This is a genomic window from Streptomyces sp. NPDC006743 (genome assembly GCF_040703815.1).
Lineage (GTDB): Bacteria > Actinomycetota > Actinomycetes > Streptomycetales > Streptomycetaceae > Streptomyces.
Genome location: NZ_JBEYJA010000018.1, coordinates 138,397 through 144,416, shown reverse-complemented (window position 1 = coordinate 144,416; position 6,020 = coordinate 138,397). Strand labels below are relative to the sequence as shown.

Annotated in this window: 6 protein-coding genes; 3 read left to right on the top strand and 3 right to left on the bottom strand. The window is 74.5% G+C overall.

Annotated features, from left to right (window positions below; all coding sequences use genetic code 11):
- Positions 1-226 precede the first annotated feature (226 nt).
- A complete protein-coding gene (locus tag ABZ719_RS17665) occupies positions 227-1,138 on the bottom strand; it encodes a LysR family transcriptional regulator (protein ID WP_366726076.1) in 912 nt (303 codons plus the stop codon).
- A 127-nt stretch (positions 1,139-1,265) separates the two neighbouring features.
- On the opposite strand from ABZ719_RS17665, the gene ABZ719_RS17660 reads away from it, so the two are divergent.
- On the top strand, positions 1,266-2,096 hold the full coding sequence (locus ABZ719_RS17660) for an oxidoreductase (protein ID WP_366726075.1): 831 nt from the start codon (positions 1,266-1,268) through the stop codon (positions 2,094-2,096).
- A 159-nt stretch (positions 2,097-2,255) separates the two neighbouring features.
- Here the strand turns inward: ABZ719_RS17660 and ABZ719_RS17655 are convergent, their stop codons facing one another.
- Complete coding sequence (locus tag ABZ719_RS17655) at positions 2,256-3,362, bottom strand: pyridoxal-phosphate dependent enzyme (protein ID WP_366726074.1); 1,107 nt, start codon at positions 3,360-3,362, stop codon at positions 2,256-2,258.
- Positions 3,363-4,000: 638 nt separating this feature from the next.
- Between ABZ719_RS17655 and ABZ719_RS17650 the strand changes: the two genes are divergently transcribed.
- A complete protein-coding gene (locus ABZ719_RS17650) occupies positions 4,001-4,753 on the top strand; it encodes a GntR family transcriptional regulator (protein ID WP_037864665.1) in 753 nt (250 codons plus the stop codon).
- Positions 4,754-4,793: 40 nt separating this feature from the next.
- Here the strand turns inward: ABZ719_RS17650 and ABZ719_RS17645 are convergent, their stop codons facing one another.
- A complete protein-coding gene (locus ABZ719_RS17645; RefSeq protein WP_366726073.1) occupies positions 4,794-5,213 on the bottom strand; it encodes a cytidine deaminase in 420 nt (139 codons plus the stop codon).
- Between the two features lie 581 nt (positions 5,214-5,794).
- Here ABZ719_RS17645 and ABZ719_RS17640 point away from each other — a divergent pair.
- On the top strand, positions 5,795-6,001 hold the full coding sequence (locus tag ABZ719_RS17640) for an SPOR domain-containing protein (RefSeq protein WP_366726072.1): 207 nt from the start codon (positions 5,795-5,797) through the stop codon (positions 5,999-6,001).
- Positions 6,002-6,020: the final 19 nt, after the last annotated feature.

Genomic DNA, 6,020 nt, shown 5'->3' with positions numbered 1-6,020 from the left:
CGCCACCCGGCCCGGGGGCCCCCCCCTGCCCGGGGCGGGTCGCACCGGGCCTTCCCCGTTCTCGGGCCTTCCCCGTTCTCGGGCCTTCCCCGTTCTCGGGCCTTCCCCGTTCTCGGGCTCTCCCCGGTCTCGGGTCCTCCCCGGTCTCGGACTCTCCCCGTTCTCGGGGGCTCCAGCGTTCGCACGTCTCACGCGCTTCTGGTGTTCTCGCACCCTCCCGGTGTTCTCACACGCTCCCCGTCGCCAGCCGGCAGGCCTGCGCGCACGCGCGGACCAGGGGATGGTCCGCGTCCTCGCGGCGCCACGCGAAGGCGAAGCGGCTGGGTTCGATACCGCGCACCGGACGGGTGGTCACCCCGCCCAGCGTGACGAGCGGGGCGTTGCCGGCCGCGACCAGGCAGACGCCGAGCCCCGCGACCAGCGCCTCGTACGTCTCCTCGGCGCTCGCCACCTCCGCGCCGATCCGAGGCGGGCGTCCACCGCGGGCGTCCAGGGCGAGCCAGTGGTCCCGCAGCACACCGGCGGCCCGGGGCAGCGCCAGGAACGGCAGCGGGACCAGATCGGCGAAGTCGATCTGCGCACGGGCGGCCAGCGGATGCGTCTCGGGCAGCGCGACCAGGCGCGGCTCCTCGGCGACCACCGTCCACCCGTACCGCTCGGGGTCGGGCAGCGGCAGCCAGACGAAGGCGGCGTCGGTCTCCTTGCCCGCCAGACCCGCCGTCGGGTCGTCCCAGCTCACCTGCCGCAACCGCAGGGACGCCTCGGGCACCGCGGCCGTGAACCGGGAGCGGATCGCCGGCAGCAGCCCGCCGCGCCCCGGGCTGGTGCTCATGCCCACCACCAGCGTGCCGCGTCGCGCCGAGCGCGCCGACTCCACGGCGGCGGCAGCCCGCTCCCAGTCCTCCAGCACCCGCACGGCGTGCGGCAGCAGCGCCTCCCCGGCGTCGGTGAGCGCCACGCCCTGCGGCCCGCGCACGAAGAGTTCCGCGCCCAACTGCCCCTCCAGCGCCCGGATCTGCTTGCTCAGTGCGGGCTGTGACACGTACAGCCGTTCCGCGGCACGGGTGAAGTGCAGCTCCTCGGCCGCCGTCGCGAAGTACCGCAGGTCTCTCAGGTGCACGTCCGTCGTCATGACCATCGGCTATCACGACGGATCTTGGACGCGCCACCGGTTCCGGGCCGAACCTGGTGACACGAGCACGAGCACGACCGTGAGAGCAAGCACGAACGTGCGAGCGAGCGCGACGACGAACCCAGGAGGGGTCATGAACAAGGTGTGGCTGGTGACCGGGGCGAGCAGTGGTTTCGGACGGGCGATCGCCGAGGCCGCCGTCGCGGCCGGTGACATCGTGGTGGGCGCGGCACGGCGCCCCGAGGCCCTGGCCGACCTCCTCGCCGCGCACCCCGACCAGGTGGAGGCACTGGCGCTGGACGTCGCCGACACCGCCGCCGCCGAGGCCGCCGTACGGGACGTGCTCGCCCGGCACGGGCGCATCGACGTCCTGGTCAACAACGCGGGCCGCACCCATGTCGGCGCCTTCGAGGAGACCACCGAGCAGGAACTGCGCGAGCTGTTCGACGTGCACGTCTTCGGTCCGGCCGCGCTCACCCGCGCCGTGCTGCCGCACATGCGCGAGCGGCGCTCGGGCGCGATCGTGCAGATGAGCAGCATGGGCGGGCAGATGTCCTTCGCGGGGTTCGCGGCGTACAGCGGGACGAAGTTCGCCCTGGAGGGCATGTCGGAGGCGCTGGCGGACGAGGTGGCCGAGTACGGCGTCAAGGTGCTGGTCGTCGAGCCGGGAGCCTTCCGTACGTCGCTGTTCGGCACCGGCCGGGCCGGAGTCAGCACGGACAGCGGCCTGTACGCCAAGGTGAGCGGGACCCGCGCCTCCGTCGCCGGCGGTGACGGCAACCAGCCCGGCGACCCCGCGAAGGCGGCGGCGCTGATCCTCGCCGCCCTGGAGGCGGACGACACCCCCCTGCGCCTGCCGCTGGGCGACGACGCCGTCACCGCCGTCCTCGGCCACCTCGACCAGGTCCGCGGCGACATCACCGCCTGGGAGAAGCGCACGCGCGCCACCGCCTTCGACGACTGAGCCCCGACGGCCGCCCGGCCCGCTCGCGCGCTACCGCCCTGCGCGGGCGCCCAGGCCCGCGCGGCGGTACTGCCCTCCGAGGGTGCTGCGGCCGTGTGCGGCGCCACGGTCCTCCGAGGGCGTTACGGCTGTGCGCGGCGCCACGGCTCTCCGAGGGCGTTACGGCCGTGCCAGTCCCGACTTCAGGCCCGCCCCGCACAGTGGCACCACCGCCGACCTTCCGCCGAGCGCGCCCTCCCGCACCGCCGCCCAGCAGGCCACGCCCGTCGCCTCGACGTACAGGCCCCGGGAGGCGAGGTCCAGCTGGGCGTGGCGGATCTGGTCCTCCGTCACCGTCAGGAAGGTGCCGCCCGAACCCCGCACCGCGCGCAGGATCTGCCGGGCGCGCGGCGGGCGCGGGATGGCGATGCCCTCGGCGTAGGTCGGGGCGAGGGTGGTGGTGCCGGTGAGTTCCTCCGCGCCCTGCGCCCAGGCGTCGGCCAGCGGGGCCACCGCGGCCGCCTGCACCGCCCACAGCGCCGGACGCCGGTCCAGCAGCCCGGCCCCGTACAGCTCGGCGATCGCCAGCGCCGCGCCGAGCAGCAGCGTGCCGTTGCCCACCGGCAGCACGAGCACGTCGGGCAGCCGGCCGCCCAGGTCCTCCCACAGCTCGTGGACGTAGGTCTTGGTGCCGTGCAGGAAGTACGGGTTGTAGACGTGCGAGGCGTAGAACGTCTCCGGCTCGTCCGCCGCCCGCTGCGCCGCTGTGCCCGCCGCCGCCCGGTCGCCGTCGACGATCTCCAGCCGCGCGCCGTGCGCCTCGATCTGCTCCAGCTTCTTCGCGGAGGTGCCCAGCGGGACGTACACCGTGCAGGGCAGCCGGGCGCGGGCGCAGTACGCGGCGATCGCCGTGCCCGCGTTGCCGCTGCTGTCCGCGACCACCCGGCGCGGGCCGGTGCGCTGCGCGAGCTGGGCCAGCAGCACCGCGCCCCGGTCCTTGAACGACAGCGTCGGCATCAGGTAGTCCAGCTTCGCCGACACCTCGTCCGTCAGCGTCACCAGCGGGGTGCGGCCCTCGCCGAGGGACACCGAGGGCGGTGCGAGCGGCAGCGTCTCCGCGTACCGCCACAGCGAGTTCACCCGCCCGGTGAGGGATTTCAGGGGCGCCGGAGTGGGCGAGAAGTCGAGGTCCAGGGGACCGTGGCAGGACGGGCAGCACCAGGCGAGCGAGTCACTGGGGACCCGGACGCCGTCGGTGGGGCAGTAACGGTCCGGCAGACTTGTCATGGAGGCAGGTTAGGGGCGGACGGCGCCCCGCTCCGGGTACGGCGTCGGGTCGGTGACCCACCCGGCGGCGGCGAGGCCGGTCGGCCGGTGCACGGCGCGGAAGCCGAGGGGCCGGTCGGCCCCCGCCCGTACGAGGGCGGCCCTCGGCCGGGCGGGCGGCGGCCCTGCGCCGGCCGCGGCCATGACGGCGGTCACCGCGGCGGCCCGGAACCCGGCCCCGCACACCGGGCACCCGCCGACCGCCGCCCGTCGGGCCCGCTGGCCGCCCGCCGGGCCGCCCGCCGCGCCCGGTGCCCGTCACCACGCGGTTCGTCACCACGCGGTTCGTCACCACGCGGTTCGTCACCACGCCCTCCGTCCCCACGCGGTGCGTCATCGGATGGTCCGTCACCACGCGCAAGGCTATGGGCCTGGCCGGGCAGGGGTCCCCACCTGGGCGGCGCGGTGGCGGGGACGCGGGGGCCGCGGGCGGGGCCGGGCGGCAGGTGTGAGCACGCTCATAGCGGGGAGAAAGTGCCTGGGTAAAGCCCCCCGACCCCAGAAGTCATCACATCGAGTGATTCTCTGGCCTTCACTTGCCTGGCTCAACCTTCGGTTGTCACGCTGTTGCTGTCTGTGCAACCTGATGGGAGTGGCCAGTGACTTTCGGTGAGCAGCCGGCGTATCTGCGGGTCGCGGGCGACCTCCGCAAGAAGATCGTCGACGGCCTGCTGCCCCCGCACACCCGGCTGCCCTCGCAGGCCAGGATCCGCGAGGAGTACGGCGTCTCGGACACGGTCGCCCTGGAGGCGCGCAAGGTGCTGATGGCCGAGGGCCTGGTCGAGGGCCGCTCCGGCTCGGGGACGTACGTGCGCGAGCGGCCCGTGCCGCGCCGGGTCGCCCGCTCCGGGTTCCGCCCGGCCGGCGGGGCGACGCCGTTCCGGCAGGAGCAGGCCGACGCCGAGGCGCGCGGCAGCTGGGAGTCGCGGAGCGCGCAGGCCGCGGCGAGCGTCGCGATCGCCGACCGGCTCGGCATCAAGCCCGGCGACCGTGTGATGTGCACCAAGTACGTCTTCCGGGAAGCGGGTGAGGCGATGATGCTCTCCACCTCCTGGGAGCCGCTCGCGCTGACCGGCCGCACCCCCGTGATGCTTCCCGAGGAGGGGCCGCTCGGCGGCATGGGCGTGGTCGAGCGGATGCGCGCCATCGACATCATCGTGGACAACGTCACGGAGGAGGTGGGCGCCCGCCCCGGCCTCGCCGAGGAGCTGATCACACTCGGTGGTGTGCCCGGCCATGTCGTCGTGGTCGTCCAGCGCACGTTCTACGCCTCCGGCCGGGCCGTCGAGACGGCGGACGTGGTCATCCCGGCGGATCGCTACCGCGTGGCGTACCACCTGCCCGTGAAGTAGCCGCCCGGGCGCGGTCCGGCTGCCGGCCGGGGGCCGCGGGTCACCCGGCGTCGAGCTGGTGGTCCGCCCAGACGTAGGTCTCGGGCAGCAGATCGGCGGCGGGGACGCTGCGCAGGTGCTCGCCCTCGCCGACGATGACCTCCAGGGCGGGGAAGTAGTCGAGGAGCACCTGGCGGCACCGGCCGCACGGGGGGACGACGCCCCGGTCGCGGTCGCCCACGGCCACGATCGTCTCCAGCCGGTAGGCGCCCTGGGCGGCCGCCGCGCCGATGACGACCAGTTCGGCGCACGGGCCTCCTGTGAAGTGGCAGGCGTTCACCGCGGTGATGATCCGGCCGTCGTCGGCGCGGGCCGCTGCGGCCATGGTGTGCTCGTCACCCCGGCAGCGGGTGCGCGCGACGTGCGCCGCGGCCCGGATGAGTTCGTGGTCGACGCGCCTGGTCCCGGTCTGCGTGGTCATCTCTTACGCCCTCGTGATCGGTCTTCTTCGCTCTGCGCCCGATCCCTCGTCAAACAGCGCGCCAGACGCTTCGTCAGGTGCGGAGAGTACGGCCTGTGCGGACGGTACCGCCCGTGCGGAAGATGTCGGCGGTACTGACCGTACGGAAGGTGCGGGGCCCCGGAGTCCGCCAGCTCCGGAGCCCGGCAGTCCCGGAGTCCGGAGCCGCCGGAGTGCCGGAGCGCCCGTGCGCGGGGGTGGTGCGCGCCCCCACCCGCAAACCGCCGGTCGGCTTTCCCTCCCGATCCCTGCCCCCGGCGCTGGATTCCGGCCGTTCTCGCAGGTCGCCCGTGCTCGCGTCCGCCGACGGCGCCACGCCCGCGACCGCGCGCCCCTCATGTCCGCGAGCGGCGCGTTTGTCGTCGTGCGCCCCCTGTGGATTGGCCGGTTGTATGCCTCTTTGTGAAAAGCCGTATTCGCTGAGTGAAGGTTGGGCGTAGGCTCGGGCATATGCGAAGTGCGGTTTCCCGGCACGGCGCCGGAAGCCGGACGTGACCGGGAGCGCGGGGGCGCGCAGGGGCGGGAAGGAGCAGTGGGGCGGGATGAACGACAGCACGATCACTCTTCCCTGGCTCGTCGTCCGGCAGGACGACAACGGCAACCGCTACCGCGTGGGCAGGTACGCCACCCGCGCCGAGGCGCAGAAGATCGCCGACAGCCTCGACCGGCGCGGCCACAAACAGCTCTACTGGGTGGAGTGCGTCGGACAGCCCGGCGGCGGCCCGCCGCCCGGCGGCACCGACGCCTGACCCTCCCCGGGACAGCGCC

Excerpts from the sequence above, each read along its gene's own strand:
- ABZ719_RS17665 (WP_366726076.1), bottom strand. The coding sequence starts at position 1,138 with ATGGTCATGACGACGGACGTGCACCTGAGAGACCTGCGGTACTTCGCG.
- ABZ719_RS17660 (WP_366726075.1), top strand. The coding sequence starts at position 1,266 with ATGAACAAGGTGTGGCTGGTGACCGGGGCGAGCAGTGGTTTCGGACGG.
- ABZ719_RS17655 (WP_366726074.1), bottom strand. The coding sequence starts at position 3,362 with ATGACAAGTCTGCCGGACCGTTACTGCCCCACCGACGGCGTCCGGGTC.
- ABZ719_RS17645 (WP_366726073.1), bottom strand. The coding sequence starts at position 5,213 with ATGACCACGCAGACCGGGACCAGGCGCGTCGACCACGAACTCATCCGG.
- ABZ719_RS17640 (WP_366726072.1), top strand. The coding sequence starts at position 5,795 with ATGAACGACAGCACGATCACTCTTCCCTGGCTCGTCGTCCGGCAGGAC.